General features: G+C 66.8%; 26 protein-coding genes and 2 pseudogenes. 8 read left to right on the top strand and 20 right to left on the bottom strand.

Going from position 1 to position 25108, the window contains the following annotated elements:
* Positions 1 to 10: 10 nt before the first annotated feature.
* From AB0D32_RS03720 to AB0D32_RS03700, 5 genes are all read left to right on the top strand, one after another.
* Complete coding sequence (locus AB0D32_RS03720; protein WP_357084385.1) at positions 11 to 913, top strand: hypothetical protein; 903 nt, start codon at positions 11 to 13, stop codon at positions 911 to 913.
* A 142-nt stretch (positions 914 to 1055) separates the two neighbouring features.
* Positions 1056 to 1778, top strand: coding sequence for a GNAT family N-acetyltransferase (locus AB0D32_RS03715; RefSeq protein ID WP_357084382.1), 723 nt, complete (start codon positions 1056 to 1058; stop codon positions 1776 to 1778).
* 236 nt (positions 1779 to 2014) lie between these two features.
* Positions 2015 to 2272: a hypothetical protein gene (locus AB0D32_RS03710; protein ID WP_357084379.1), complete on the top strand. Its 258-nt coding sequence runs from the start codon at positions 2015 to 2017 to the stop codon at positions 2270 to 2272.
* Between the two features lie 38 nt (positions 2273 to 2310).
* On the top strand, positions 2311 to 3069 hold the full coding sequence (locus AB0D32_RS03705) for a transposase family protein (protein WP_357084376.1): 759 nt from the start codon (positions 2311 to 2313) through the stop codon (positions 3067 to 3069).
* A gap of 736 nt (positions 3070 to 3805) precedes the next feature.
* Positions 3806 to 4156: an Lsr2 family protein gene (locus tag AB0D32_RS03700; protein WP_357084373.1), complete on the top strand. Its 351-nt coding sequence runs from the start codon at positions 3806 to 3808 to the stop codon at positions 4154 to 4156.
* Positions 4157 to 4232: 76 nt separating this feature from the next.
* On the opposite strand, the gene AB0D32_RS03695 is transcribed toward AB0D32_RS03700, so the two are convergent.
* The 8 genes from AB0D32_RS03695 to AB0D32_RS03660 form a co-directional block, all read right to left on the bottom strand.
* Positions 4233 to 4856, bottom strand: coding sequence for a hypothetical protein (locus AB0D32_RS03695; RefSeq protein WP_357084370.1), 624 nt, complete (start codon positions 4854 to 4856; stop codon positions 4233 to 4235).
* Between the two features lie 87 nt (positions 4857 to 4943).
* Complete coding sequence (locus tag AB0D32_RS03690) at positions 4944 to 6161, bottom strand: ABC transporter permease (protein ID WP_357084367.1); 1218 nt, start codon at positions 6159 to 6161, stop codon at positions 4944 to 4946.
* The gene (locus AB0D32_RS03685; protein ID WP_357084363.1) at positions 6158 to 6817 is read right to left on the bottom strand and encodes an ABC transporter ATP-binding protein; all 660 of its coding nucleotides are present in this window, start codon (positions 6815 to 6817) and stop codon (positions 6158 to 6160) included. Before AB0D32_RS03685 ends, AB0D32_RS03690 begins: the two co-directional genes overlap by 4 nt.
* On the bottom strand, positions 6814 to 8067 hold the full coding sequence (locus AB0D32_RS03680; protein ID WP_357084360.1) for a peptidoglycan-binding protein: 1254 nt from the start codon (positions 8065 to 8067) through the stop codon (positions 6814 to 6816). Before AB0D32_RS03680 ends, AB0D32_RS03685 begins: the two co-directional genes overlap by 4 nt.
* A 10-nt stretch (positions 8068 to 8077) precedes the next feature.
* The gene (locus AB0D32_RS03675) at positions 8078 to 8839 is read right to left on the bottom strand and encodes a hypothetical protein (RefSeq protein ID WP_357084357.1); all 762 of its coding nucleotides are present in this window, start codon (positions 8837 to 8839) and stop codon (positions 8078 to 8080) included.
* A gap of 688 nt (positions 8840 to 9527) precedes the next feature.
* Positions 9528 to 10058, bottom strand: a complete 531-nt coding sequence (locus AB0D32_RS03670; RefSeq protein ID WP_357084354.1) for a hypothetical protein — start codon at positions 10056 to 10058, stop codon at positions 9528 to 9530.
* 70 nt (positions 10059 to 10128) lie between these two features.
* Positions 10129 to 11418, bottom strand: a complete 1290-nt coding sequence (locus AB0D32_RS03665; protein ID WP_357084351.1) for a hypothetical protein — start codon at positions 11416 to 11418, stop codon at positions 10129 to 10131.
* A complete protein-coding gene (locus AB0D32_RS03660) occupies positions 11415 to 13214 on the bottom strand; it encodes an RICIN domain-containing protein (RefSeq protein WP_357084348.1) in 1800 nt (599 codons plus the stop codon). The genes AB0D32_RS03665 and AB0D32_RS03660 overlap by 4 nt, the downstream gene beginning before the upstream one ends.
* Before the next feature lie 319 nt (positions 13215 to 13533).
* Here AB0D32_RS03660 and AB0D32_RS03655 point away from each other — a divergent pair.
* A pseudogene (locus tag AB0D32_RS03655) lies at positions 13534 to 14367 on the top strand (IS30 family transposase); the annotation flags it as partial.
* Here AB0D32_RS03655 and AB0D32_RS03650 read toward each other — a convergent pair.
* The 9 genes from AB0D32_RS03650 to AB0D32_RS03610 form a co-directional block, all read right to left on the bottom strand.
* On the bottom strand, positions 14264 to 14968 hold the full coding sequence (locus AB0D32_RS03650; RefSeq protein ID WP_357084345.1) for an IS3 family transposase: 705 nt from the start codon (positions 14966 to 14968) through the stop codon (positions 14264 to 14266). The pseudogene AB0D32_RS03655 and the gene AB0D32_RS03650 sit on opposite strands and share 104 nt — an antisense overlap.
* A 2-nt stretch (positions 14969 to 14970) precedes the next feature.
* A complete protein-coding gene (locus tag AB0D32_RS03645; RefSeq protein WP_357084342.1) occupies positions 14971 to 15270 on the bottom strand; it encodes a transposase in 300 nt (99 codons plus the stop codon).
* Between the two features lie 140 nt (positions 15271 to 15410).
* Positions 15411 to 16886, bottom strand: coding sequence for a tyrosine-type recombinase/integrase (locus tag AB0D32_RS03640; RefSeq protein WP_357084339.1), 1476 nt, complete (start codon positions 16884 to 16886; stop codon positions 15411 to 15413).
* Positions 16883 to 17290 (bottom strand): hypothetical protein, encoded by a 408-nt coding sequence (locus AB0D32_RS03635; RefSeq protein ID WP_357084336.1) that lies wholly within the window; start codon positions 17288 to 17290, stop codon positions 16883 to 16885. Before AB0D32_RS03635 ends, AB0D32_RS03640 begins: the two co-directional genes overlap by 4 nt.
* A gap of 202 nt (positions 17291 to 17492) precedes the next feature.
* Entirely contained in the window at positions 17493 to 18068 is a 576-nt protein-coding gene (locus AB0D32_RS03630) for a hypothetical protein (RefSeq protein WP_357084333.1), read from the bottom strand.
* 108 nt (positions 18069 to 18176) lie between these two features.
* Positions 18177 to 18626 (bottom strand): XF1762 family protein, encoded by a 450-nt coding sequence (locus AB0D32_RS03625; protein ID WP_357084330.1) that lies wholly within the window; start codon positions 18624 to 18626, stop codon positions 18177 to 18179.
* A 121-nt stretch (positions 18627 to 18747) separates the two neighbouring features.
* Entirely contained in the window at positions 18748 to 19620 is an 873-nt protein-coding gene (locus AB0D32_RS03620; protein ID WP_357084327.1) for a hypothetical protein, read from the bottom strand.
* Positions 19598 to 20146 carry a DNA (cytosine-5-)-methyltransferase gene (gene dcm, locus AB0D32_RS03615; RefSeq protein ID WP_357084324.1) on the bottom strand — a complete coding sequence of 183 codons (549 nt, stop codon included), beginning with the start codon at positions 20144 to 20146 and terminating at the stop codon, positions 19598 to 19600. Before dcm ends, AB0D32_RS03620 begins: the two co-directional genes overlap by 23 nt.
* The gene (locus tag AB0D32_RS03610; protein WP_357084321.1) at positions 20143 to 20706 is read right to left on the bottom strand and encodes a hypothetical protein; all 564 of its coding nucleotides are present in this window, start codon (positions 20704 to 20706) and stop codon (positions 20143 to 20145) included. The genes dcm and AB0D32_RS03610 overlap by 4 nt, the downstream gene beginning before the upstream one ends.
* Positions 20707 to 21169: 463 nt before the next feature.
* On the opposite strand from AB0D32_RS03610, the gene AB0D32_RS03605 reads away from it, so the two are divergent.
* The gene (locus tag AB0D32_RS03605; RefSeq protein WP_357084318.1) at positions 21170 to 21727 is read left to right on the top strand and encodes an RNA polymerase sigma factor; all 558 of its coding nucleotides are present in this window, start codon (positions 21170 to 21172) and stop codon (positions 21725 to 21727) included.
* Positions 21724 to 22740, top strand: coding sequence for a hypothetical protein (locus AB0D32_RS03600; protein ID WP_357084315.1), 1017 nt, complete (start codon positions 21724 to 21726; stop codon positions 22738 to 22740). The genes AB0D32_RS03605 and AB0D32_RS03600 overlap by 4 nt, the downstream gene beginning before the upstream one ends.
* Before the next feature lie 202 nt (positions 22741 to 22942).
* On the opposite strand, the gene AB0D32_RS03595 is transcribed toward AB0D32_RS03600, so the two are convergent.
* The 3 genes and pseudogenes from AB0D32_RS03595 to AB0D32_RS03585 all read right to left on the bottom strand — a co-directional run bounded on the left by AB0D32_RS03595 (position 22943) and on the right by AB0D32_RS03585 (position 25099).
* The gene (locus AB0D32_RS03595; RefSeq protein ID WP_357084312.1) at positions 22943 to 23164 is read right to left on the bottom strand and encodes a recombinase; all 222 of its coding nucleotides are present in this window, start codon (positions 23162 to 23164) and stop codon (positions 22943 to 22945) included.
* Between the two features lie 258 nt (positions 23165 to 23422).
* Positions 23423 to 23470 (bottom strand): annotated as a pseudogene (locus AB0D32_RS03590) (hypothetical protein); the annotation flags it as partial.
* Positions 23471 to 23866: 396 nt separating this feature from the next.
* Complete coding sequence (locus AB0D32_RS03585; protein WP_334609926.1) at positions 23867 to 25099, bottom strand: site-specific integrase; 1233 nt, start codon at positions 25097 to 25099, stop codon at positions 23867 to 23869.
* Positions 25100 to 25108: the final 9 nt, after the last annotated feature.

Below are 25108 nucleotides of genomic sequence, written 5' to 3'. Positions count from 1 at the left end.
CGCGTGAACCATGACTCACCTGGCCCTACCGGCACGCCGCCTCCTTGGCGCACTACTCGGCGGCAGCCTCGTACTCGCTCTGCTCACCGCGTGCCAGAACGACGGCACACCCACTGCAGGACCAAACGTGACCCCGCTGGCGGCAGAACAGCCGTCCGCCTCGCCCGCTACGACAGCAACCGCCGCCGGGCTCACCACGCGGCAGCGCTTGGAGCTGCTCGCCAGCACCATCAGCGCCACGCCCGCTGACACCACCGCCGGGCTGCCGTACGAGTACCTGCATCTCCAGACGTGGGCACGCGCGACCAACACGATCGTCCGCACCGACCTACGACGCTGGCGGCACGATACGGACGGCTCGGGCCGGGAGATCAGCCGCCGGGCACCGGACCTGCGTGGCGTGGACCACCAGCCCACGCCCGAGGAACGCCACCAATTCAGCCGGGCCGCGCAGACCTCGACCCGATACCGGGCCGGTCAGCTGCATCCCTACCTTGCCGGTGCGGTCCCGGTCGACCCGGGCGAGCTGGCCAACCTGCTGGCGCCGCCCGAGCTGGTCGACGAGCCTGCCTACCCGAGGCTGCTGGCCGGCGGCGTCGTCGGACTAGCCGCCAGCCAGTACCTCGACCAGCGGCAGCGGGCCACGGCCCTGCGCGCCTTGGCGACGGTTCCCGGTATCACGTTCCGGGGCGCGACGAGTGACCTCGCTGGCCGACCCGGACTGGTCTTCCGAGTCGTCGCCGATGGATCAACCTCGACGTTGGTGATCGACCCGGCCACCGGCGAACTGCTCGCCGCGCAGGAATGGCTTGATGGCGGGCGCCGGCCAGGGCTGTTCTCCCACATCCTCCTGCTGGAGCGCGGCCGTGCTGGTACCGACACCTTCACGGCACCACCATCGCCGCCGTCGTGACATACGCGCGGTGACAAGCCGACCGGCCGCCGAGCCCTTGGGGGTAGGGCGGTGGCCGGTCCTGCGTGGCCGACGGCAGGGTTCCCCGTCCCCTGCCGCCGGCCACCCCACCACCGAAACCAAAAGCAGCAAGGAGTACGAGGTGACGCATCACATCCGGGCCGCCCGGTGGGTGGAGAAGGACGTTGTCGCCGCGGTGATCGCCGAGGCACTACAACCCACCCCTCTCGCCGCCTGGCTGGTATCCGACGAGGAGCAGCGTGGACGTGTCCTGACCGATGTCGCCAGCATCTGGGTCGAGCACGCCATGTTCTTCGGCGACGTCTACGTCACCACCGACCTCGCCGCCGCCGCGGTCTGCTTCCACCGGTTCCGGCCCCTTCCGCCACCGGTCAAATACACCGCTCGCCTCGCCATCGCCGCCGGCCCGCACGCCGAGCGTTTTATCGCCCTGGACGACATCATTGCCAGCAGGCAGCCGACCCACGCCCACTACCACCTCGCGTGCCTCGCCGTGCGCCCCACACACCAGAGGGCCGGCCGGGGCAGGGCACTATTGGCCTACCTGCGCAGCCGGATCGACCGCATCGACCTACCGTCGTGGACTGTCACCCTTCCGGCAGGGCAACACCTCCTCGCCCAGATCGGCTACGAAACCGACCACGCGGTCGTGCGAGTCATCGACAGCGCGACCATGCACCCGATGAGTCGCAGCCCACACCAACACGGCGAGACGCCATCCCCACCACCCGCCCGGCCGGCGGACTCCACAACCTCGCCGCCCGCGCGCCCTGTCGCCCCACCACCGGCCACGAGACCGCCTGCCCCTACCGCCAACACGGCAGCCACCACCGCCTCGACCTGACCGCGCACTCGCGGCACCACGCCAGTCGAGGCGGACCCGCCGCGGTGCGACCTCCTGCACCACCTGAGCAGATCCGCTGTGAAGCACCCATGCCTGCACGACCCCGGAAGCCTCACCGCAAGGAAGAACACATGCAGCCCCTCAGGATCCAAAAGGTCGACCGGATACGTCCGGTCGTCGTTCAGACGCCCGTCACCACGTTCACCCACACGGGCCCCGGCCGGTAGGTCGTCGTGGTGTCGACCGCCCACTTCGGTGAGCGCCGCTATTTCGAGCAGATCCTCGCGACCGTCGACGCCTACGAGCAGCGCGGGTTCGTCGTACACCTGGAGGGCACCGCACACGACCCGGCCGTTGACGCGCCGACCGGCGTCGAGCAGGCGATCCTCGCCGCCCAGGAGGCACCGCGGGAACTTGAACAGCGGCGGATGACGACGACGTTCGGCTGGGTGTCCCAGCGCGAGGAGCTGCGGCGCCCGTCCTGGACGATCTGACCGGCCTGGCCATCCTGCGCGCCCTGGGCACCGACGCCATGACCGACCTCATCCGCCGCAGGCGGCTGCGGCTCGACTGGCCCGACGGGCAGTCCTGGCATTACCACGGGCTGCGCGCCACCTTCGCCCTCGCCAACCGGATGTTCGCCCGCCGTGCCGGTACCCGCCGGCCGCACCATCCACCGACGCCGTCGACTGGATCCTTCTCGACGTGCGTGATGCGTTCGCGGTCCGCGCCGCTCGCGACCGGCCACCCGATGGTCCTGGTCTGGGGCGCAGCCCAGCTGCCTGGAAAGGCCCGGCTGAACACGATGAAAGCTCTCGTGATCTGCGACCCGGTCGGCCGGCTGTTGTTCTGCGGCGAGACCCGTCCGGGCTCGATGCACGACCTCACCCAGGCCCGGACCGCCGGGCTCGTCGACCTCCTCCTGCATGCGCCGCTCCAGGTCCAGGTTCTCGCCGACGCCGGCTACCAAGGACTGGGCACCGAAACCCGCGGAGCCGTGATGACCCCGAGGCCCAAGCCGCGTAAACGCCAGACAACGCTGCCTGCGAGCGTCATCGCCGCGCACGACGCAGCCCGCAAGCGGCACTCCTCGCAGCGCATCCGCGTCGAGCACGTCATCGGACACCTCAAGAACTGGCGGATCCTGGGCCGTCACCACGGGCGACGCGAGAACTTCGACGCCACCATCCGCGCCATCGCCGGCCTGCTGTCCGACCACCAGCACAACGACCGCACCGAGCACACCGCCCGGCCGCTCAAGGCCCTACCAGCCAGACCCCACAGCCGGTGAAAGCAGTTCTTCGCCGCAGGCGATGTCTCGCCCAACCGTGCACGAGGTCGTAAAGGATGTCTCGTAACTCGGTGAAGGCGTTGCCCTGGACCGAGCCGCCGGAATCGAGGCCGGATGAATCCGACGCGAACCGCTGCTGACCTTGCCGTCGGCCAGGAACGGCCGGCGGTCGCAGTCGACGTTGACCGACTCCTGAGACGGGAGTGGCGTTGTAGGTGAAGTTCCCCCGATAGCGCGGATTTTGATGTTCCCCGCATGCCGTTGACGGCAGCCTAACTATGCGCTGCATGTCATGGTCCGCACCGAGACCCTTCGGCGGGCGCGGTCGACGGCCGACACTCGCTCTCGGGCCTCGCGGCGGTCCGCCCGTCTTGCTCTCCACGCGGCGTTTCGCAGCCACTCACTCCATTTTTCGCGTGCATCTGTAGAGCACCCAGCTCATGGCGGTGCACACTTCACGGACACCCTCGCCGGCCGTTATGGCCTAGCGGGGGTGGCCGGGGTGTGGTCGGCGAGAGGCCAGCCATCACCGCACCTTTCACCGGTTGCGCCACTCAAGGTGTTCGTGTGCTTACGCTGCAGCCGCAGTCCTTGCCGTGGAATCGAGAAATCCTGCACCCGCAGGCCAATCGGAAGTAGGCTGCCTGGCCACTGTCTCCTACTGTTGACATGGCAAGTGCCTTTCGGGTTATTGTTCATGCGTTCATAGACACCCTGCTCGAAAGGAATATCGGACGTGGCCAAGCAGATCATTCACAAGCTGGTCGATGACCTGGACGGCGGTGACGCTGACGAGACCGTCAGGTTCGCCCTCGACGGCGTTCAGTACGAGATCGACCTGTCCAACGCGCACGCCGAGAAACTGCGTGACATGTTTGCGCCATACATCAGCCACGGCGCGAAGGTGGGCCGGGGAGGTGTGGTCGTGGGCGGCCGGGCGGCTCGTGGCCGGGGCGGGGCGACCGCCGACCGTGAGCAGAACAAGGCGATCCGGGCATGGGCCAAGAAGGCCGGCAAGGACATCTCCGACCGAGGCCGGATCCCGCAGGAGATCGTCGACGAATACCACTCGAAGGCAGGACGTTGACCCACCACACGTGACCCGGGCGGTCCGACGATCCTTGCGTAGATCGCTGCATGGCCGTCGTTGCCTTCTGGTGGCATCACTCGCTCTGACCGATTCGCCATGTGGGGGCCGAAGGTCGTTGGGTCCGTTTCCTCGCGATGCCCGGTCTGCGGGGATAGTCCGGTGGCAGGTGCCGGTAGACCGAACGCAACGACCTGCCGATTCTCTCGGCAAGTAGTTCAGGGTCCATGTTCGGTTCTTTGCGCAGCCAGTAAGCCACTGCTTCTGCGGTTCCCCGAGGAACTTCGGACTCCCGGTCATCGCCAGCGACGTCCTCGCCGTCTACCAGGTGTGCGGCGGCTGGTTCATCTAGCGGCGGCACGGCTTGTGGCGGAACACCGTCCTGGCTCTGGGTAGGCAGGTGTTGATCGTCGGCGGGAGCGGGTCGGGGGTCCCGCTCGGGCTTTGGATGCGGCTCGTGCCGGCCACTGCCGGGTGTGTCCGCTGCGGAGGTGGTGCCCGCCGGGGGCAGCGACGGGGCGGGCTCGGCTGCCCGTGGCGTCTCGGCGTGGCCTCTTCGTTTACGCCAGCGACGGTGGCGACCGGCATTGTTGGCGGTGATGATGCGTTCTGGGGCCAGGTCCGCAGCGAGCAGGGTGGTCAGGGTGTTGTAGTCGGCGGTGGCCGGGAGGCGTGTGGCGATCTCGTCGAGGTCGTACACCCGACTTCGCCCTGCGCCACCCGACGCACGAACCTCCGGCCAACCGACTTTATCGACCGCCGATAACCATTAATGGTCGACGGCTTTCTATCGTTGTAGCGCTGCTACTGGTTCGATTCTTGATGCCCGCACGGCGGGGTAGACCCCGGCGAGCAAACCAACGGCAGTGCCAATTAGAGGGGCTGAAACCACGGTCCACGGTTCTAGGAGGGGTGTCCAGTGGCGCACTACGGATACCGCTACAACGATCACCACGCCGATGCTCGTCCCTACCAGACCACCCAAGGCGCCGAGGGTGGCGCTTTCGGCCAGGAATTGCGCGGCGATATGCCTCGGCCGAGCGCCGAGCGCGCGCCGCAGTCCGATTTCGGAGACCCGTTCCAGCACCGCGACGAGCGTCGTGTTGGCGATTCCGACTGCTCCTATGGCGAGACAGACCATGGCCAGCACGAGAAACAGGGAGCTGAGGTCTGAGTTGACACCGTCCCGTAGTTCACGCGGGTCCGGGGGTGGAATTATCTTGAACTGGCTCTGCCCAGCCGGGTCGAAAGCTACAGGTAGCTGCTCAGCGACCATCTGGGCGGCCCCGAGTCTGGTCTCGATCAGCATTTGCTGCGAAGTGGGCTCATTGGGTAACGCTGGCCAAAGCGCTTCAGCTGTCCGGCGTGGAACAATTACCGATAGAAGCAACTCAGGGCGGCGATCAACATTATCGACAATTCCCATTACCGTAAACGGTTGATCGCCTATTAATATGGCGGGCTGGTAGCTCAGGTTGGTGATCCCCAGCCGGCCGGCGACCGCCCGTCCGAGAACGACGACCCGCTGTTCATTGCGATCGTGGAAGTCGTCGAACAATCTGCCTGCGGCGATCCGGCAATTCGCCGCCAATAACATGCCCGGGTCTGCAGCGACCACCTGCTGCTGGCTTTGCGCCTGACCAGGTAAAGACAAGCCAGTGGCACCGCCGGTACGGGAATTCGGCAGCGTCCAGAAGACCCCAGCGTGCACAGTTCCATCGATTCGTAACACACGGGAAACGGCATCGCTGGGAAAGGCGGAAGACTGAACCGACCGTGCCCCACCGCCCTCCGTGACCGTCTCGACGGTGATCTCGGTAGCGGCTAAGGCAGTGAAACGTTTACTGATTTGGCCGGTCGCGCTGGCCGTTAGCCCGAGCACGGCGACGAAAGCCCCAACACCCAGAAGCGTACCGAGTGCCGTGAGTACCGCCCGGCCGGGGCGCTGAAGAACTCCCGAAAGCGACTCGCTGAGCAGGTCCGAGAATCGAATCCTGGATCTCATCCGGTAACCACGCCGTCCCGGATGATGATTCGCCGTGGCGCCTGGTCCGCCACGGTCGGATCGTGGGTGATGACCAGAACCGTCATGCCGGCATGCCACAAATCGTCGAGCAACTGCAGAACCGTAGCGGCGTTGGCGCTGTCGAGGTTGCCCGTCGGCTCGTCGCAGAGCAATAGGGCGGGCTGCGCGGCGAGAGCCCGCGCGATTGCCACGCGTTGGCGCTCACCACCGGACAGCCGGGCCGGTTCGGTGTTCAGTCGGTGGGCCAGTCCCACCCGTTCGAGCGCCTCGCGCGCGTCGTGGCGCCTCTGCTGAGCCGGCGTTGCCCGGTATAGCTGAGCCAGAGCCACGTTCTCCACTGCGGTACGCCGAGCAAGCAAGTGGAACGCCTGGAACACGAAACCTATGCGAAGCCCTCGCAAAGCGGTCCGTTCGCGGTCACCAAGTGCCCCGGTGTCAACCCCGTCTAGAAGGAACTTGCCCTCAGTAGGGCGGTCTAGAAGGCCGAGGATATTGAGCAGGGTGGACTTGCCAGAACCGGACGGGCCCACAATGCTTACGTACTCGCCGCGATGTACGGTGAGATTGGTGGGCCGCAGGGCCGGAACGGGTGGCGGGCCTGGGTAGGTCAAAGCGGCTCGCTCCAGCCTTATCACTGTGGCAACGCTCCGACTATGACAAGATCCCCTGCGGCCAACGAACCCTTTATCTCCACATAGCCGTCACCCATCATTCCCGGACTTACTGTCAATTCCTCTTTGCGGCCCTCCCCTTCCACGCGGATAACTTTCGAAGTGCCGTCCGTTCTTGCGAAAATTGCGGAGACCGGAACTACGAGGACCGGTCCGGGGGTGGCCGCAGCGGACACCGTGAGTCTCACGTCTTGGCCCGCAAGCTTGCCGCTGAGCGGTTCGTTTGGAACGATCACCATCGGGTGTGCGGATATTCCGTTCTTGTTGTTAATCTCTAGGTCGCCGAGCGACTTCACCTTGCCTTTAGCCGTGATGCCCAGCGCCTCCGACACGATTTCCACAGCCATTCCCGGCTTAACGGTGCCGTAGTTTGCGGGGTTAAGTTGTGCTTTAACCAGGAGTCGCCCGCTGGAAAGCTTGATGAGCGGGCCTTTAACTTCTCCTCCAACGACGGCGTTCAGCGACTCGACCCGGGACGGAAAGCTAGGCAGGAAGACGTACTCCGAGACAGGTACGGTTGGGCCGGTGCGATCGAGCAGCGCCTTATAGTCGTCCTTGGCGGTCTGAAGATCTTCCGCGGCACGCTCCCGGGTGACCCTGTCAGCCGCGTCTTGGACAGCGCGCTGCGCAGTGACGACGTGACGCCAAGCGGCACCCAGTTGCTGGGTGTCCTCCGGTCCGGTTGGGATAACCGGGTAACCGATGGAGTCGTAGAACCTTTCTACGGCCCGCTTAGTTCCTTCACCGAAGTATCCGTCCGTCTCCTTGGGGCCGAAGCCGAGGACCTTGAGGGCGGCTTGCAATTGTCGGACATCAGGGCCTTCGTATCCCGGCCGCAGATCACGGTAGGCCGGCTTGGTGCCGCGCAGGACGAACAGTGGACGGCCGCTGACCTCCAACAGGAGCTCGCCGGAGTCGATTTCGTCACCTGCCTTGGATTTAACTCCAGTCACGACGGCCAGACTTCCAGCCTTGGGCGCGGGGCTAACCTCCAGTGATTGTGCGGCTGCCACATCACCGCGAAGGATCACGGTCTGGCGCAGCACTCGCCGTTCTACTGGCACGGTAAGTTCCGTCTTCGGTGGCGGCACCGCCTCGGCTGCAACTTGCTGCGGTGATTTTACCCAGACCGAGGCGCTCATGCCGACTGCAGCGCACAACACCGAAGCGACAACGACGCCCACGAGGATACGGCGTCGATTGCCCAACAGCACTACAATCTCCTCAGGAATCCGTGGCCAGGATGGCGGCGGCATTCTTTTCGCGCTCGGTGAAGTTCTGCTTGATAACGGAGAGAGCTTCAGCGTGCTTTTCGAGCGCCTGCTGCTGGTATGCAGTCTCCACCGAGGCCATCACATTAATCAGGTTAGTTTCATGTTTGCAGCGGACGTCAGCCGTGGCTACCAGAATCTCCTGCGGCGTCGCGGTGGGCGTGGTGAACTGCGGATCGTTGACCGCCTTGAACGGATCTGTATAGTTGCGGCCGTCCCGCTTCATGCACGCGCTCCAGTCAGCGAATGCCTTCTGCACCCGGCTGTCGCTAAGGGTCTTATCGTAGCTCTCCATGGAGAGGTCAATTCCCAGCCGCTCATTGGGAATCTGCGGAGCACCGACGGAAATCCGTTTTTCAGCCTCTTGAGTGCACCCGCCCTCCGGCACCTCCTGCCCGCCGTGGACGCTCTGCCCATTCCCAAGGAGAACAGCAAGCGCCGCTGGCGCCAACTCGGGGTGCTCCAACTCAGCTTCGGGGGGGACATGATAGCCGCGTTCGCTGGCCGACTTTCTATCAGCCATCCCATATCGCCGCTCGTAGCCTACGACCACGGGCTGGGGCTCCTGAGGAACCCTATACTGGAAGCCGAATCGGCTCATGCACTGCTCAACAAGGCCCTTCTTGGCCTTCGAACTGTTGACCAGATTTAGGTCCGAAAGTCGATACGGATCGAGGGGAAGACTGAACGTCCGCAAATCATCCACGCTCAGCATCTGTCGGATAGGCGGTTCTCCGCCATTCTCACCGTCGTTGCTACGGTACGACTGATCCAGAGCACACCCTGCGAGGGGGAAAAATGCCAAGAGTGAAAGGATAACCGTTGAATGTCTTAGCCGCATTGCTGCTTCGCCTCATCCTCTGAATCTCCACGCCGCTCGGGTGCGCCCCTGAAAAGTGACGCACCCGAGCGTTACCAGTGTTTCGCGACGCCTGGCCGCGCCGTGCGAGAAAATCTCGTCACTCCCAACCCTGGAGCACCTATCAGGGTCGGCACATCATACCCTCGCCCCACCCCAGTGCCGCGTAGCGCCGACTCCCCAGATTTAGCTGCCGCCTACCCATGCTGCTCGGGTGAGAGCGGGGGTTCTCGCGATGTGCAGGCGTGGCCGGGAGTCTCACCCGCCCAGTGGGCACTTCACTTACTCCAGCATGGGTTGGACTGCTCGGTCGCAGGCCATGGGGTTCGCCCCGCAAACGTCCATACCCCGCTAAGCGCGAGTCTGTTCGTAGCATCGCGAAATGGGCGGATTCGGAGGGCTAAGTACTGCCTGGATGAGCAGTGCCATTTAGCTTACAGTCAGCAGTTGATGAACTGGTGAGAGGAAAGTTGATCGTTCCATGCGGATCCCACGTAGCCTGGCGAGCGCTCAGTGCGTCGTGCAGATGGGGGCGGGTTTGTAACTAATCGTTAAGGCGGTCGGGCCAGAGTCGAATCAGGTACTGCTCGATGCCGTCGAGGCTGCGCCAGCCGGCGAGGGAGTCGTCGGAGGAATTGGATTGGTTTGCCGCGCTCACCCGTACGGACTCCTGCTGTACCTCGGTCCGGCCGGTGTGCCCGAGTGCGACTGCGTAGCGGTCCGGCCCGCCGGGGAGGTCGATTACCGGCAGATCGAGCGGAAAGCTCGGATCAGATTCCACCATGAGCCGGCCGGTGGCGAGTTCCATCGTGGCGCGGGGCTCCCAGTGCCATGGTCGATCGTCAGTGGGTGCGGTGTCGAGGATCTCGATGCGGACCCGGGGCCAGGTCATTTGGTGGGCGCCACGCACTAGGAGGATGCCACCGGCGGCGGCGCAGAGATGTCCTCGGCGGGTGCCGGGGATGCGGGCTGCCTTGAAGGCCGCCTTTCGGGCCTCGAAGCTGTCGGCGCTGACGTCTCGAACCAGGAACAGTCCGTTGTCACTGCGAATGACAGTGTCGATGACCGTCGGCATGAATCAGCTCCTTTGGGAAGGACGCTCAGGGGTTTCCGCGCCGCAACGGCGCGGAAACCCCTGAGCGTTGTCAGCGCTCGATAGCGACGAAGAACGGGTCGCCGTCGAGGATACGGTTGCCTTGGTAGAAGGCGATATTCAGGTACAGGTTGCCGGATTCCTGGTTGTCGACTTCACCGATGATCCGGGACGAGCCGTGCCAGGTGCGCCAGCCGTCTGGATTGTTGGTAGAGGCTGTACTGCCCGTGTAGGCACCCTCCATCGTAGACGCGAACGGATACTCGTCGCAGTTGAGGTTGGGAGTGACGGCACCCTCGCCCCAGACGTCCGTGCAGACCTTACCGGCATACTCCCGATTCTTGATCCTCAAGGTCTCATTGACGAGCCGATGCAGTGGTCGCTGATTAGCCCCCAGCGAGGCGTTGTACTCCCCGGGCGGACTCTTACCCACGAACGACGGGAAGGTGCGGTTCAAGTTGTGCAGGGCATCGTCGATGTGTTGGATAGATTCCTTGTAATCCGTCTCGTGTTCGTTGTCCGCCCTGGCCAGTGCGAGCAGGTCGAAGGTGGGGATGAAGTCGGAGAAGACCGTACCGTTATGCATCCCGGCTCTCTGCCCGGCCGAGTCGAACCGCACTACTCCGGTGGTCATGTTGTTGTCGATCCATGGGTCGATGGTCGGCGACACTGGCGTGATCGCCATGCTCGTGTTCACCAGGGCGCTGGCCAGGTATTCGACTCCGATACCGGTCTGGTTCGCTGAGGTCATCGTGACGTGAAACTGGGGGCTGGTTCGCCATGAACCGAGCGGCTGGCTGAACTCGCCAAGGCTCGGGTTGCAGGACACAAAGGAACCGCAGCCGCTGAGGCTAACCCGCATCGGGGTCGTCTCCCGTTCCTGCCCGCCGAGTGCCTCCCAGTCATCGAAGGTCAGCGTGAAGTCGACTTGCCGGCTGCCGTTCTGAGCAATGCCTACGAGGGTGTAGTCGAACTCGACACTGGCGATGTAGGTCGAGCAACCGCTGCACTTCAGCTCGACCTTGCGGTGACCGATCCAGCAACGGTTGTAGCGGTCAGCCATCCAGCCCAGCTGGGTGGATGCCTGTCCTGCGTGCTGGCTTCGGCACTCCTGCTTGAGGTCAGCAGGCGTGGAGGTGAGGCCGACCTGGCCGGTATCGCGCGGGGGGTTGCTGTTGGTCTGCGGTGGCGCGTCCGCCGGGACCGGTTCGCCACCGAAGGACTCGGTGACCTCCCATCCTCGCTGCGGCTGGACGGGGGCGGCAGTGGCTGGGGCGGTGATGCCGAGGACCACGACCGTAGTGGCGATCAGGAGTGCGATTCGGCTCGTCGTGCTGGTCACGGCGTCTCCTTCAGAGCGCAGGTCTGGCCCAGGCAGGCGTAGAGCAGCCTCCCGGTTCGCGCCTGGTAGACCATGGCGTAGCCGCGGAACTCGCGGTCCGGGCGGCCGCTCAGGCTCTTTACCGTGCCGGTACCGGTCACTACGTGAACCTGTTCCGACGGGTCTACCCCTCGAAGGGACACTTTCGACCGATCGAGAAGTTGCGCGATGCTCATGCTGGTGGTGGCGACGCCCGCGCTGTCATCCATGACCGTCTGTTGGGCGATCTGCCGGGCCTTGTCAGCGCTCAGCGGCACACCCCGGACGTCGGGCGCACGGCGGGTGGTGTTACACACCTTGCGGGCTTGGACGCATTCGGCCAAGCCCGGCACGGTGGCCAGGCACCGGGTGGCGTCGGTTGCCATGCAGGCGGCAAGTCGTCGTTGGTCCACGCCGTTATGCGTCCCAACCGAGGCGGGTCCGGACCGGTCAGCGGCCACGCCCGGTCCTGAGGCGAGCGTACCGACCGCCGGCTTACCCATTGCGAACCGGTCGACCTCAGCGGGGTCGCCGGCGGTGGCGGCTGCTCGTGGGACGAGCGATGTGGTGAAGCAGTAGGGTGGCGTGTTCGTTTCGCCGTACTCGATGGCAAAGGGGTCCGGCTGGCCGCAGATGTTGGCCTGGAACTGGGCGACCTCGCCGAGGCGTGGACGGCGCCACACGCTGTTGCCGTCGAGGATCTGCACTCGGTTTTCGAAGCCCGTGGCGAGTGCGGTGTTCTCCGCGTACTGGGGCAGGAGCCCGTACTCCAGAGCACGAGTGCGGTTGCCAGCGGCGAGGCGGGTAGTTCCGACGGGATTGAAGTCGTAGAACATGTCCCACTGTCCGTTGGAATTGCCGAGGCTCATCCAGGTGTGGGTTGAACCGTCCGCGAGCGTGGAGTCGGATTCGTTGATCGCGTGTAACTCCTCCACGATCTCGTCGTTCTCGATACCGCCTTCGAGCCAGTAGGCGCCGTGGATGGTGGTGTTGCCGTCAGAGGTCCAGGTGCCTCGCCAGCCCAGCTCGGCGTAGTCGTAGCCAGGATTGGCACCGCTGCTGTTCAGCGGATCCCAGGTGACGAAGTTTGACATGGTGTTCGCGTCCGGATCGTAGGAGCCGGGTTCAGCAAGTGACATGGGCTGCTGGCGCCAGGCTCCCATCACCCCGAACACAGGCTGTGCAGGCTCCACGCAGAGGCCAGCCACCGCACGTTCTGAGCAGTCGAAACCACCAACCCGAATCCGCCACAACTGCGTGTCGTAGCTGCTGCAGGTCCACATGGTGGCCGGTTGGCCGTCATCGCTGTAGTAGAGGTCGAGGCATCGGCCGTCGCGCTTGCTGCGCAGGTTGAAGCCCCGGAACGGAAACGTCTGGGCAGTGTCGTTGGTCCACAACTGCGGATTCGTCGTCGCGCAGTCGGCGAGGACCACATTCGCCCCGTCGGCGGCAGCCGACGACTGCAGGCAGCGGTTCGATGAGAGGTGCCGGATCCGGTACACCGGTACGGTGCCCGGCGTGACAACCTCGAACTTCCAGCGCTGGCTTTTCACCGTGGCGGGCAGTCCGCTCTGGTAGGGGCGAATCTTTACCTGGGTGCCCGCCGTGTCGGAGTCGGTGGACAGGACGTGGGTATCGCCCGTGCTGGCCTGACCGATCGCCACCGGATCCGGGGCGGGTACGGCGGCATCGGCCACCCCTACCGGGCCGAGTACGCCTCCAGTCACCGCCATGACGGTGACAAACGCAGCCGCGCACCGGCGTCTGAACTCGTGCATACGTGCTCCTTCCCTTGATGCCACAGGCATGGGGGCACGCTGACGCCAAGCCACAGAACGTTCCCCCGTGCCGCATCGACGATCGTGGCTGCAAAGAAGTCTGGCACGCATCCACAGGTAACACTGTGATGAGCTTCACTGTACCAAGAGTGACTGTGGGGGCTTTGGTCGAGCCTGCTCTCGCCCCGGTGGGCTTCAGGACGGCAGTAGCGGCCGTCCAACCACGCCCCGGCCTTGGACACCCCGTTCGGCACCGAATGCCGACTCAACGGGCCCTGCCCTGCCCCGTAGCTGGTGCGACGACCGGTTGAATCCGCCCAAGCCCCACCGGGCCGATCGGGCATGGACGACCGGGTGGAGCCCGGAGCAGATCTCTCGCAGGCTCAGGGCGGAGTTCCCGGAGGATGAGTCCATGCGCATCAGGCACGAGGCGATCTACCAGGCGCTCTATGTCCAGAGCCGCGGCGCCCTCAAGCGCGAACTCGTCACCTGCTTGCGGACCGGCCGGGCGCTTCGTGTTCCCCGAGCCCGCGCGAAGCAACGCGTGTGGGCGCACGTCACCAGCGACACCCTGATCAGTGAACGGCCTGCCGAGGTCGCCGACCGTGCCGTCCCTGGGCACTGGGAAGGGGATCTGATCATCGGGTTGCAGCGCTCCGCGATCGGGACACTGGTCGAGCGGACGACGAGGTTCACGATGCTGATCCACCTGCCTCGTGAGGCCGGCTGGGGCGTGATCCCGCGGACGAAGAACGGCCCCGCCCTCGCCGGCTATGGAGCGATCACGATGAGCAAAGCCCTCGCCGAGACGATCACTCAGCTACCCCAGCAACTGCGCCGGTCACTGACGTGGGACCGTGGCAAAGAGCTGTCCGCGCACGCACGCTTCACGGTCGAGACCGGCGTCCCGGTGTTCTTCGCCGACCCCCACAGCCCTTGGCAACGCGGCACCAACGAGAACACCAACGGGCTGCTGCGGCAGTACTTCCCGAAAGGCACCGACCTGTCCCGATGGAGCGCCGACGAGATCAACGCCGTCGCCCATGCGCTCAACAGCCGACCGCGGAAAACTCTCGGCTGGAAGACACCAGCCGAAGCCCTCGACGAACACCTACGATCGTTCCAACAACCCCGTGTTGCGACCACCGGTTGAATCCACCCTCGCTGCCCCTGTCGCTGTGGAAGATCACCCCTTCGACGTTGCCGCCTCGGGTGACGGCGGCCATGTTCAGCGCCGCCACGACCAGGCCGGCGTCGTGGTGGGCGCCCATCGCGTAGCCGAGGATGCGACGGGAGTACAGGTCGATGACGGTGGCCAGGTAGAGCTTGCCCTCGTCGGTGCGGATCTCGGTCATGTCGCCGCACCAGGCGACATCCGGCGCCGGCGCGGTGAACGCCCGCTTGATGAGGTCCGGCGCGGCTGGACGTGTGCCCTGGCGGGTCAGGCTCCGGCGGCGACGCCTGACACGGGCGGTCAGGCCGGAACCGGCCATGAGCTGCGCGATCGTGTTGTCCGAGACCTGCCAACCCTGCTCGCGCAGCTCGATACCGATACGGGGACTGCCGTAGGTGCCGCCCGAGTCGTCGAACACCTTCTGGACCGCGGCCGCCAGCCGGGCACGCCGGTCATCGCGGCGGGTCGGTGGCCGGTCGCGCCATTTGTAGAACCATGACTCGGACACCCCCAACGCCCGGCAGGCCAGCGCGTGCGGCACGTTGTGCTCGGTCCTCTGGGCAGCGATGAAGGCGGCCACGCTTACCGGCCCGTCGCTTCCTTGACCCACAGGACCACGGATCGCTTGAGGACATCACGCTCCATCGCCAGCTCCGCGTTCTCCCGCCGCAACCGGGCCAGCTCCGCCCGCTCGTCCTCGGCCAGGTGCCCGGCAGCGGCCTCACCGCGAGTCTCGCGGTCCCTCTTCACCCAGTTGGCCAGGGTCCCGCTGTTGATCCCCAGGTCACGGGCGGCCTGAGCGATCGACTTACCCGTCTCACGCACGATCCGCACCGCACCCGCCCGGAACTCCGGATCGAACTGCCGTCTCGTCTCAGCCATGAACCTCTATCCCTCAAGCTCTGGCCTCCACGCTACGAGGGGAAGAGCATGCTGATGTAGCGGCTGAGGCTGACCTGGACTGACTGGTCGCGGGTTCGCGGGCTGATGGGTGTGCGGCCCACGAACCCGTCGTCGTTTTCTTATGCGGTGTTGTCGTTGCGGGGGATGAGGTCGGCGGCGGCGTCGGCGCTGCCGCGTTCGAGTTCGAGGATGACGCTGGTGTAGGTGTCGGAGGTGAGGCCGATGGTGGAGTGGCCGAGGGTTTCCTGGACTTCTTTCATGTCGGCGCCGCCGTGGCGTAGGTAGGTGGCGGCGCAGTGGCGTAGGTCGTGCAGCCGTACGGGTGGTAGCCCGGCTTTGGCGATGAGGTGGTCGAAGCGGTCGCTGATGGTTTGGGGGTGCCACGGCTTGCCGTCGGGGCGGACGAAGAACAGGCCGGTGTCGGGCCAGTCGGTGCCGTTGACGGTTTGCCAGCGGCGGCGCATGTCGAGGTAGGCGCGCAGGACAGCGATGGTTTTTGGGCCGAGGGGGACTATCCGGTCACCGGCGTCGCTTTTGACGGGGCGGGTGATGGGTGTGTAGCCGACGGTGGTGATCTGTTCGACGACGGTGATGTAGCCGGCGTCGAGGTCGACGTCGTGCTCGCGTAGTCCGCATGCCTCGCCGCGGCGTAGGCCGCGGTGCAGGATGAGCAGGAACATGGCATAGAGGATGATGTCGTGGCGTTCGGCGTGGTCGAGGAACCGTCCGGCCTGGGCGGGCATCCACACCATGACGGGGCTGGGGCGTTTCCCGGTGGCCTGCCAGCGTTCGACGGCTTTGGCGGTCCAGACTCGTGCCTTGGGGCGTTTCGCTTTGGGGAGTTCGACGCCGAGGGCGGGGTTGGTGGGGATCAGTTTGGCTCGGATGACGGCGTCGTTGAGGGCTTTGCGCAGGGTGGCGTAGAGCCGCTGGATGCTGGAAGCTTCCATTGGCCGTATGCCTTTGACCGTCGCGCGTATGGCGGGGTCGGTGCTGGCGCGGGCGGCGCGGATGGCGTCCTGCTGGTGGCCGATCGCGGTGAACATGGCCTCGATGTGGCCGATACGCAGATTCTGGATGGGGATCTTCCCGAGGTGGGGGATGAGGTACAGGCGGATGTGGTCGGAGTAGCCGCGGACGGTTTTCTCCGCCAGGCCGCGTCGTCCTTCGAGCCAGGCGGTGAGGTATTCGCCGGTGGTGGTGGGCACGGATGCGGGCACGCCGGCGCGGATGCGGGCGGCGACCGTGTCGCGGTCGGGTAGCGGGGTGCCGGGACGGCAGGCGTGTAGCAGGTCGGCGACCTCGATGGCGAGGTCGGCGTCGCCGTCGGCGAGGTCGAGCAGCGTGTGGGCGTGGCGTAGTTCGGCGGTGGCGGTGTCGCGACTGTCGAAGCCGGACCGGCGCAGTTGCCGGCGCGGCTGCGTGGGCCGGATGGGTAGCTCGATCTGGTAGCCCCACGTGCCGTGGGTGGGGTGCCAGCCGCCGCCGGGGCGGCGTAACTTCGGGCACCGGCTGTTGAGGCGTTTGTCGGTGTCCGGGTCGGTGCAGGTGCAGCGTTTGGTGATGGCCCCTTCGGGGTTGCGGGCGCGGGTCACGGTTCGGCCTTTCCGTCGTCGCCGGTGTGCAGCGGGTCGATGCTGCTGATTTCCCGGTGGTGATCGACGCTTCGGATGCCGCCCGGGGTCAAGTCGCCGGGCGAGGGCTGCAGGCCGAGGGCGGTGAGGATGCCGGCGACGGGCACCTTGTAGCGGGCGCCGACGCGCAGGACAGGCACCGGGAAGCCGCCGGTGCGGACGAGTTCGTAGGACAGGGCACGGCCGAGGCCGAAGACACGGCCGGCGGTGGGCAGGTCGGTGATCGCGCCGAGCGCGCGGATGCGCTCAGCGCTCCACACTTCGCCACGACCGTCGCGACCGTCGCGACCGTCGCGGGCGTCGCGGGCGTCGCGGGCGTCGCGGGCGTCGGACGTGTCGTTGTGGTTGGTGTTGTGGTCGTTCACGGAACGGGTACTCCTGACTGTTCAGATGAAGGGCTTTCGGCGAGATCGGCATGGCTCGACTGGGGGCTAGGCGACGTTTGGCCTAGGGGGCATGCCGATCGGTGATGGTGGCTTGTCACGCCCCCACGCGCCTGCCCGCCACTGCCGTTCGGGGCAGTGACGGGCGGCCAGGGAAGAGGAGCCTGCGCGCTGCTCGGTCGGATCAGGCGGTCCGCGCCACGACGCGGTTGATCATCTCGGTCCAGGACATGCCGAGGGCGCTGGGATCGTCGTCGAAGCAGAAGACGGCGTAGGACATCCCAAAGTACTTGCCGTAGCCCTGCAGGAACACGCAGCTCTCTGGTGGCCGGTGCCCCGCCACCGCGACGGGAGGTCGCACGACCAGGCTCCAGCGATCGCTGTGCAGCACGACCGCAACGGGCTCGCCGCGCAAGTTCCGGCCTACCCGCAGGTCGGCGGGCGGTGGCGCGGCAGCTATCCGCGGTGCAGTGGCGAGGATGTCGAGCGCTTCAGGGATGACATTCAGCGGTGTGGAAAGGATCGTCTCGTCGACGAGCGGGTGCCGGGCCTGTCGGGCGGCTTCGGTCAACTCGCGGCCGAGGCGGTAGGCCGCCTGGCGCCGCTCACGTTGACCGGCTGTCAACGGCGGAGTGGTAATCGTCGCTGGCCGCACGATGGTCACCGGGAAGGTCCGCCGCGTGCGGCGGCGCCGGCCTGAGCGTGCCTGCTGCGCCGATGTCGAGCTCGCAGCCGGGTCGTGGGAATGGTTGCTGGACATGGGTTTCCCTTCATGAGCGTGAGATGAGCCGGGGCAGGCGGCATGCCTTTGGCTGCCGCCCGCCCCGAGGGTGGGGGTGGTCCGGCACCTGGGCGCCGGGAAAGGTGTTCAGGTCGGGGCGTGCCACCGTTGTCGGCCGATGTGCGCGGTACCGTGATCGGCGCGGGGGCGGCTGGGGCGTGACCAATCGGGTGCGGGCGGCCGGATGGTGACGATGCGCCACCCGGCCGCCTGCAGGCTGGCGCCGGATTCCCCGTCCTGGGTGTAGACCAGGCGTCGGTAGCCGAGCGCCCGCGTGGCCTGCCACGCCGCGGCGTAGAGCAGCGAGTTGGCGTTGCGCGTGCCGTCGGTGGCTACCCTCGTCACCTCGAGGGTCAGGCCGTCGTCGAGCATCCGGGAGACCGGACGGCCGACAACGGCGACGCCCACCAGGACGTTGTTGTGGTCAGCGGCTCCGACGCTGAACTTGTGTCCGCGTGGCGGGCGGTGATGCCGGTGCCAGTCCTGCACGAACGCGCATGCCTGCGCGAACGTGACGGGCACGGTCCGCAGGCTCACCCGCCTTCCTCGCTCGACGTGTCGTCGGGCATCGCGGCGAGCACCTAGCGGGCGTCGCCGAGATACAGCTCGACCAGCCAGACCTGTCGGTAGCGGTAGGCGTCGAGCGGGGTGGGATCGGTCATGTCGGCACCGCCCATCGGTGTGGGCACAGCAGTAGCCGCAACGCGACGGCTGCCTGTTGGGGGACGACGCCGTTGCCGAGGACCCGCAGCGCGCCGGTGCGCGGCAACGCGGGCGTCGGGTCGGTGACGTGGCCGGTGTCCAGGCCCATGAGCCATTCCACGAATGGCGGCGCGAGGACCGGTTTGCCGTGTCGCCCCGGTTGGGTCGGCTCCGGCACCGGACGGCCGAGCAGCAGTTCCCAACGTGCCACCGCTGCGGCGTACACGCCCCACCGGTCGGCGTCGGGTTGGCCAAGCCCGGCCACCGTGGTGCGTAGGTCCGCGCCACCGTCGCCGTGGTGGCCGGGGCCACGGGCGTCGGAGGCGCGGGGGGTGGGCAGTGTCTGGATCGGTACCCGCACGGCCGCCGACGGCAGGGTGAGGTCTCCGTGTGACCCGCGTTGCCCGGGGCAGCCTTTCGTGCCGTCGCTGGCTCTCGGGGTGGGCAGCAGCACCTGCGACAGTGGCGGTCGCCACCCGGCGCCGGCTCGCCGGCCTGGGGTGCCGGTGTCGCTGGCTCGCGGTGTCGGCAGCAGTCGGGCCGCGTCGGTCAGGGTGCGGCCCGCATGTCCGGTGGGTGTGGTGCGTGCGGCGGTGACGTTCGCCGAGGAGCGGCTGTCGGCCACTGTCGGTGTCGGCAGCAGCCGGGTGGCGATGCCGGCCAGGCTCGGCCGGCGGGCCGCGCCGGCTGACGGGGACATGTTCGACCCGTATGCCACGGCGGTCGGGGTCGGTAGCAGGCCGTGGCGGGTTCCGGTCGGCTCGATGAGGTCGGGCAGCCCGTACTGGTGGCCGGGGCCCTTGCCGTCACGGGCGCATGGTGTCGGCAACGTCCGCACCCCCTCCGGTGATGGTGGGAGTGGCCAGCAGGAACAGCCGGTCTCTGCGGTGGGCGGCGCCGATGTCGGATGCGCGTAGGCATAGCCAGCTCGTGTCGTACCCGATCGCGGCCAGATCACGGTGGACGACGTCGAGTCCTCGTCGAAGGAGAGCTGCGACGTTCTCCACGAAGAGCAGCTGCGGTCGAAGGACGCGAACGGCTTCGGCAACGTGGTTCCAGACGCTGGAGTGCTCACCGGTGATGCCGACGCGTCGTCCGGCGTTGGAGATGTCCTGGCAGGGGAAGCCTGCGGTGACGATGTCGACGGGCGCGACCTTCGTCCAGTCGACGGTGCGGATGTCGCCGAGGTTGGCGACATGTGGCCAGTGGTGGGCGCAGACGGTGGCGGCGTGCCGGTCGGTCTCGGCGTACCAGGCGACCTGGCCGCCGAGCACCAGCTCGACGGCCATGTCGAGCCCTCCGTACCCGCTGCAGAGTGACCCGATGCGGGGGGAGGTGGTGTGCGCAATGCTCACGCCACCTCCCCGCGCCCGGCGCCGGCTGTCACCGGCTCGTCGTGAGGGCAGGTCCACGGCCCACAACCAGGCGCATCCTCCGCCCGGGGGCGGGGGCGCAGGACCACCTCGTCGAGCGGAACCCGCTGGCGGTGCAGGAAGAACTGCCCGCGCAGCGGGTGACCGTCGGCGTTGGCCCGGGCCGAGCCGTGGCGGATGGCGCGGTCGAAGGCGACCGCGTCGGTCCACTCCTGTGGGCTGTGCTCGCGTAGGGCGAGCCAGAAGCCGTCGTCGTGGAACGGGCAGCCCACGCACGACGACTTCGGGGTGTCTGCGAGATTGTGCTCGGCCAGGAAACGTAGGCAGTCGGTGCGCCGCCAGCCCAGGTCCAGCAGCGGGTGCACGTTGCGCATGTAGCCGACGTCGGAGTCCCGTGCCCGACCGATCTCATCCATGCTGATCCCGATCGCCATCTGCGCCCAGACCCCGGCCGGTACCCGTGTCGGATGCGGGTAGCCCAGCCGGCGCCGCACCTCGGCCTTGATGGGTTTGATCTTGTACTCACCAGTGCTTATCTGCACCAGCGCGGATTGGGAAGTACCGGTAGAGCTACTTCTTTCGTGGTCGATTCCGGCCCCCATGATCAAGCCAGAGGGGTTGGAGTTTCGAGCTGGCAGGTTGGTTGGGATGTGTGGAGTGCGATGCATCAGGCTTCCTCAGACGTGGAGACGCCGCGCTCTCGTGTGAGTGCGCGGCGTCGTGAGCGGGTGGTGTTCGGTGCTTCGCCGGATGCCGGCGGGAGGGTGACCGTGGGCCTGGCACTGCTGGTGAGGCACGGACGGTCGACGCGGCGGCTGCGGCGTCCCGGGCCGGCACCGGTGCGGGCGAGGGAGTTCCGGTAGGCGTCGTGAACCCGGTCGCGCTCTGCGGGCATAAGCAGGTGTGAGCGCAACGTACGGAGCGAGGGATGTTTCTTTGGGTGAGCCGGCCGGCCCTCGATCGGAGCGGCCTCCACCGGCGCAGCTCGTGGCACCGTCGCAGTTGGTGGGCGATGACGTGTTGTTGCGCGAGTCGGTCGAGTGTCCGGAGCGGTTCGCGACGCTGTTCGACCGGCATGCTGTGGCCATTCACCGGTATCTGGCGCGCCGGGTCGGTAGCGCGGCTGACGACTTGCTGGCTGAGACGTTTCTGATTGCGTTTAGGCGGAGGTCGACGTATCGATCGCAGGGCGTTGATCCGCGGGCCTGGCTGTACGGCATCGCCACGAACGTGCTGCACCGGCAGGCGCGGCAGGAGGAGCGTCGCTACCGCATGTTGGGCCGGTTGGCCGCCACCACCAGCGATGTGATGTCGAGCGACGATGAAGCTGTCGAGCGGGCGGACGCGCAGGCCCTGCGCCAGCAGTTGGCGGTGGCTCTGGCGCGGTTGAGGCGCGGGGACCGGGACGTGTTGTTGCTGACGGCGTGGGCCGGGTTGTCTTACGCCGAGATCGCTGCGGTGCTCGCCATACCTGTTGGCACGGTCCGGTCCCGGCTGAACCGAGCCCGACGGCTGACTCGTGAATCTCTCAGCTCGGCGATGATCAACGAGGAGTTGCTATGAACGATCTCGAATTGCTGCGCGAGCATGGTCCGGACGCGCCGCCGGTGTCTTCGGCGGCCCTGTCCAGTGCTCGTCACCGACTGATGGCCGAGATGGCCCGGGCCGCGCCGGTCCGCCGTCGGTGGGGCTGGAGACGCGCGAGCTGGGCGCTTCATCATCGGCGGGTGGGCCTCGGCTTCGCCGTTGCTGTCGTGGTCGCCGCGGCGGCTGGCGGTTCAGTCGTGTTGTCGGAGCATCGCGCGCCGGCCGGCCGGCCGCCGGGCGTGCAACTCGTGGCGTTCGACGAGCCGGTGTATCCCATCGGGATACGGCCTCGCCCCGCTGGCCTGGCGGCGCCGACCTTCAGTGGCGGTGTTGCCCGCGACGAGCAGGGCAACGACCGGCCGGTGATGACGGCGGTCTTCCAGGCGACTGATGGCGTCAGCGATGTCTACCTCGGCGTCGGCGATCGGTATGTGCCCCAGGACGCACCTGAGCGGGTCCGGTCCGTCTCGTTGCAGGGCGTGCCCGGCTTCGTGGTCGAACATCATGAGCAGTCCGGCACGTCGGTGGTGCTGAGTTGGCAGCGCCGGCCTGGCCAATGGGTCACGCTCACCGGCCATGGTCGCTTCGGCAGCGAAGCGGCGGTGCGGGCGCTGGCCGCGACCGTGGCGGACGATGCCCAGCCGGTGCCGTTGCAGGTGCGTCTCGCTCCAGCGGGGTGGCGGTTGGCGGCCTTCAAGGACAACAAGATCGTGACCCTGCGCGCCCCCGACTCCGGCGAAGAGCTCAGTGTCATTCTCGTCAAGGCTCCCAAGAGGAATCTGATGGGCTTGGTAAGTGGCGCGAAGCGGGTGAGTACGGTGCAGGTCAACGGCAGGGAAAGCGAACTGGTGCAGACGCTCAACGGGTGGTTCCTGCAGGTTCCGCTGCCCGACGGGACCGCCTTCCACCTTCAGGCACCAGCGATGTTGACTGGCGAACAGGTCGTGGCCGTTGGCGCCCAAGTCATGGTCACACCGCACGCTCGTTGAAGCGGCGGGGCCGTGGCCGAGGCCATGGCCCCGCCTATCTGCACCTGACCTGATCGCCGCTGAGTCGCGGCAGCCCCTGCTGTCGCAGACAGGCGCATCGGGGGTGGTGACGATATGGGATCGACGCGGGCTGGAATCTAGGGCCGGGCCAGGGTGCTCGCGGCAGGGGTCTCGAGAAGATCCGAGCGGTGATGTTGGTGCGTCAACCGCTGTCGCCTCTCGACCTGGGGGTGCCCAGCTGAATGACTGGTCGACGGCTGAGTCGTTCGGCTTCTTCGCGCTTGGCGCGCAGGAAGGTGAGGGTCAAGTCGATTCCTTCGATCTCACCGAGCCAGTGCTCTCGTTGGGCGTGCTGGCGGCGGGTGATCAGGTCTTGTTCGAGTTCGTTGAGACGGTCGACCATTTTGGGGTTGACGTGAAGCATCGGGCAACGGATGCAGGCGTGTTCGTGCTGGCAGGGTGTGCCGTAGGGGCGTGAGCAGGAGCCGAGTTCGACCTTGCGTTTCTCGAAGTGCTCCTCGAACTCGGCCCATTCCTGGTCCGTGACCGGCGTGTACTCGTCGTCGGGACGGGTTTGGCGCCGCTGCTGGAGGTGGGCCTGGTAGTGGCGGACGACGTCTTCGTCGAAGACAGCGACGTAACCGCGGGTGGTCTGGATGTTGAGGTGGCCGAGCAGGGCGGCGCCGATGTGGATCGGGAGGCCGCTGTTGACCAGTTCCGTGGCGAAGATGCGGCGAAAGTCGTGCGGAGTGATCCGGAGATTGGTGAACGCCGGGTTGTAGGCGGCGATGGCCGCGCAGACCCGGCGTAGTCGCAGCAGGATCGTACCGCCACTGATGACGGCGGGAGTGCTGCCGTTGCTGCGTTGAAACAGGAAGGGCAGCGGAGCGCTCCTGCCAGCCGCTGCTTGCGGCTCTCCTGCTCGCCCGGACCGAACGTGCCGGCGAGACGGGCGATGTGAGTGGAGGCGGCGCGGGAGAGGTCACCGAACGGCCGAGGCGGCGTGCTGGCAACCGCTGGCGAGGCCCGCATGGTGCCGGAGACGAATCGGCTGGCGAAGCCAAGCCCTTCGACGAGCGGGCCGTGGCGGTGATGGCGGTGGCTGTGGGCGGTGGTCACCTTGGTCTCAGGCACCGAACACCGCCTGAACGTCGGCGGGGTCGTAGCCCGCGCTGTAGACGGCTGCCGGGCGTGGCCGCTGGTAGTGCTCGGCGAGCTTGTCGAACAACTCCTCGACCCGGGTAACTAGATAGCGTCCCGTGACCCGGATGTCGGCGTGCCGCAAGATGGCCTGGACCTCGGCGAGAGTGAGCGTGCCCCCGTTGGCCATCCGCGTCGCCGCCGTATGGCGCAGATCGTGCAGCGTCCAGTTGGCGCCCAGCCGCTGATTGGCGCGCTGCACGATCCGCCGCAACGCCGAGTACGCCAGCGGCCGATCGGGGCCTCGCCGGGTCCGCCAGACCGCTTCGCCAGCGGCAGGCGTGCCGTACTGCTCGAAGTACCTCGCCAGGTAAACGAACGCCTGGGGAGATGCCGGCACGACCTGCCGCAACCGGGTGCCCTTGGACACCACCCAGATCCGCTGACCCGCCCAGTCGACGTCATCAACCGTCACGCCGAGCAACTCGGCAGCCCGGGCACCGCTAGAGACGAAGAACTCCAGCAACGCCCGATCCCGGTCACAGCTCATCGCCGCGAACAGTTCATCCCACAACGGGTCCGGGATCGAGCGTGGCGGCTGCTCGGCGACGCGCTGCCGCAGCCGAGCCCGACCATGCTGCCGGACAGGCTCCAGCGGGCTTCGGTGCGCCAACGCCTGCCGTCGCTGCGACGCGACCGGAACTGGATTGACGACCGGCCCCCGACCGAAGTGCGCGTGGTAGCTGTAGAAGCCGCTAACAACACTGAGCGCATGATTGATCGTCCGCGGCGCGTAGCCGCTCCGGAGACTCTGCTTGCCGGTGCGCACGTTCACCGCGCCCGGCTCCGACGCTCCCGGCGCACGACGCCGACGTTGCGGATTCGCTGACGACCGGAGCCAGGCCGTCATGACGGCGACCTCAGCCTCCGTCGCGCGCTCCCACGCCACCTCCAGCGCCCACAGCAGCCGAAACCAGCGCAGCAAACCAAAACCGTAGCTACGGCACGTCAGCCGACTGCAATCACCGATCGCCAAATCTCGCAGATACGCGCCCACGGGCTCGACCTCGATACCGGCGGCGTCCAAGACGACGACCGGCGGATGCACCCGGCCGCTCGGTACCACCGAACCGACCTGCGGAAGCCCACATCGGCCCTCCATTAACAGACTCCGTAGATCCACACCCAGCTCCTTGATCGCGGCCCTGAACACCGCCATCAACGAGGA

This window comes from Micromonospora sp. NPDC048170 (assembly GCF_040652795.1).
Taxonomy (GTDB): domain Bacteria; phylum Actinomycetota; class Actinomycetes; order Mycobacteriales; family Micromonosporaceae; genus Micromonospora.
The sequence above is the reverse complement of the archived record's forward strand: the minus strand, read 5'-3'. Positions and strand labels throughout refer to the sequence as shown.